Source organism: Phyllobacterium sp. P5_D12 (assembly GCF_054049495.1).
The window spans coordinates 1-2,167 of the sequence record NZ_JBFUMG010000672.1 but is presented as its reverse complement, the minus strand read 5'-3'; the positions used below and the strand labels follow the sequence as shown (position 1 = coordinate 2,167).

Sequence of the window (2,167 nt, the reverse complement as noted above, 5' to 3'; positions counted from 1 at the left end):
GCTCTATGCAGGTGGGATTCTCTTCCCGTCAGCACCAAAAAGATGCAGCTTGTCCTTCGGGATGATTACCCGCAGGTGATCGTCRGTCTGTGACGCAGATCGGCCCGGAACCCGCACCACGACACGCTCGCCGCCGGCAATGCCATAGACATAGCTTTCTGCACCGACCGGCTCAACACCCAGTACCTTGAGATCAAGAACCAGTCCGCCGACATGCGTATCTGATCCAGCGGATACTTCGAGGTCTTCCGGCCGGAAGCCGATGAAAGCCCCATCCGCTGGAATGGATAGCCCCTCTGCACCGATGCGTGTGCCATCCTTCAGAACAAGTCCCGAATGGTCGGCCTTGACCGGCACAAGGTTCATGGGCGGCGCGCCAATGAAGCTTGCGACAAAGGTGCTGGCCGGCTTCTCGTAGATATCGAGCGGTGCGCCGATCTGTTCTACGGAACCGGCGTTCATGACGACAAGGATATCAGCGAGCGTCATAGCCTCAAGCTGGTCATGGGTAACATAGACGCTGGTCACGCCCAGTTGCCGCTGCAGGTTCTTGATTTCAACACGCATTTGCCCGCGAAGCTTGGCATCGAGGTTGGAGAGCGGCTCATCGAAAAGGAACACCTTCGGGCTACGGACAATGGCACGGCCCATGGCGACGCGCTGACGCTGACCGCCGGAAAGTTCCTTCGGACGACGTTCCAGAAGCTGAGTCAATTCAAGGATTTGAGCCGCGTCTTTTACACGTTTGTCGATCTGATCCTTTGGCATGCCCCGGTTGCGCAGGCCGTAGGCCATGTTGTCGTAGACCTTCATATGCGGGTAGAGCGCATAATTCTGGAATACCATTGCGATGTCCCGCTCGGCAGGTCCGAGCTCATTGACCACCTTGTTGTCGATTTTGACTGTGCCGTCGGTGATCGACTCCAGACCCGCGATCATGCGCAGCAAGGTGGACTTTCCGCAGCCGGATGGACCGACCAGCACGCACAGGGCGCCATCTTCGATGGCAATGTTGATGCCTTTGACCGCTTCGACGGAGCTACCATAGACCTTGCGAACATTGGTCAATTCTACATTTGCCATATCGGTATCATTTCTCCGTTTCGACCAAACCGCGCACGAACCAGCGTTGCATGAGAACAACAACGACGATTGGGGGCAGTGTGGCGAGAATGCAGGTCACCATCACCAGGTGCCATTCGGTATCGGCATCGGCGAAGGAAATCATTTTGCGCAGACCAATGACGATGGTCGACATGTCGTTGCGGTTCGTCATCAGAAGCGGCCAGAGATACTGCGTCCAGCCATAGATGAAGAGGATCACGAACAAGGCCGCGATGTTGGTCTTGGATAGCGGCAGCAGGATATCCCTGAAGAATCGCCATGGTCCTGCGCCATCGACGCGGGCAGCTTCGACAAGTTCGCCGGGGATGGTCATGAAGAACTGCCGAAACAAGAGCGTGGCGGTTGCAGACGCCATGAGCGGCAGGATCAACCCCGTATAGGTATCGATCAGACCAAGGTCGACCATGATCTTGTAGGTTGGCAGGATGCGAACCTCGACCGGTAGCATCAGGGTTATGAAAATGAGCCAAAAGAAGACCATGCGCCCGGGAAAACGGAAGAAGACGATCGCGTAGGCAGAAAGGATCGAGATACAGATCTTCCCGATGGCAATGCCGAGCGCCATCACCAGCGTGTTAAACAGGAGCCGATCTACGCCCACACCGCCGATACGGCCTACGCCTCCGAAGAGCGCTGCGGAATAGTTCTCCCAGAAGTGTCCCCCTGGCAGCAATGATAGGGGTGGGCGCAATATTTCCTGAAGCGTTTGCGTCGAGGCGACGAAGGTGTAGTAGATCGGGAAGGCCACGATCAATATACCGATGATCAATATGACATGGGCGATCAGACGGCCGATGGGATTGTTCTGGATCATGATCTTTCCTCAGCCGTAGTGTACTTTGCGCTCGACATAGCGGAACTGAACTGCCGTCAAGCCGATAACAATGATCATGAGAATCACCGACTGGGCGGCGGAGTCACCCAGGATGAGGTTGACGAAGCCGTCATTGTAAACTTTGTAGACGAGCGTCTCCGTAGCTTTGCCGGGGCCACCCCCCGTAACCGCGTGGATGATGCCGAACGTGTCGAAAAAGGCATAGAC

Annotated in this window: 2 protein-coding genes and 1 pseudogene; all 3 read right to left on the bottom strand. The window is 56.0% G+C overall.

What is annotated here, in order from left to right; all coding sequences use genetic code 11:
- Positions 1-3: 3 nt before the first annotated feature.
- Complete coding sequence (ugpC, locus tag ACXJ5O_RS25090; RefSeq protein WP_457302279.1) at positions 4-1,083, bottom strand: sn-glycerol-3-phosphate ABC transporter ATP-binding protein UgpC; 1,080 nt, start codon at positions 1,081-1,083, stop codon at positions 4-6.
- Between the two features lie 7 nt (positions 1,084-1,090).
- Positions 1,091-1,939: a sn-glycerol-3-phosphate ABC transporter permease UgpE gene (ugpE, locus tag ACXJ5O_RS25085; protein ID WP_457302278.1), complete on the bottom strand. Its 849-nt coding sequence runs from the start codon at positions 1,937-1,939 to the stop codon at positions 1,091-1,093.
- 9 nt (positions 1,940-1,948) lie between these two features.
- Positions 1,949-2,167, bottom strand: a pseudogene (locus ACXJ5O_RS25080) (glycerol-3-phosphate transporter permease); the annotation flags it as partial.